The organism is Vibrio sp. 704, from assembly GCF_033339295.1.
Genome location: NZ_JAWOUH010000520.1, coordinates 1 through 663, shown reverse-complemented (window position 1 = coordinate 663; position 663 = coordinate 1). Strand labels below are relative to the sequence as shown.

Genomic DNA, 663 nt, shown 5'->3' with positions numbered 1-663 from the left:
GGGCGTATTGGCTCACAAGAACATGGGATTTGCTCTGCTGGCAGCCAATCTATGTTGCGCTTGTCTCTATCTACGGTTTTCAATCGCTCCCGAATTTGCGAAATATGGCGCAGTACTTACAGCCCTGCTTTGTTAGAGGATTTCGCTTTGCGGATCAGGAACATATTCAAGGTAATCACACAATATTGATTACGCAGGCAGGGTGTCAAATTCGAGCTTTGTTCGATTTTTATCAAGAACAGATGAACGAGTGGATTCGCATTCGTCCGGGGTTTACTCATCAGTTGATGTCAGACGGTATTTTGGCGTGTTTGTTAAGGTTACAGCAACATTTCCCTCAACTGACCGATGCCATCATTAAAGAGCACGCTAGCTTGTGGCTTAGTGCTCTGGGGCTGGATGAGCGTCATATCGATGCTTTGCATGGTGTGCCTCACGAGCAACCGCTCAAATTGGTCAGAAAAAGCTGTTGCTTGGTGTACAAGTGTGAAGGAAGAAAGCTCTGCGAGGACTGCCCGAGAGCTGCAAAAAACCGTCAGTTAATCATGAAAAATAGAAAGACTTAACAAATCGTTAACCTATGTACCAGTGCTCGATTTGTTATTGATAATAAGTATCATGGTCTATTCTTTCGCTACAACAAAAAGATAAATACAATAAAAA

At 43.3% G+C, this 663-nt stretch carries 1 protein-coding gene; it reads left to right on the top strand.

The features are described from left to right. The coding region (locus R7R24_RS27495; protein ID WP_318120238.1) for a siderophore ferric iron reductase at positions 1-566 on the top strand (566 nt) is incomplete at its 5' end. Positions 567-663: the final 97 nt, after the last annotated feature.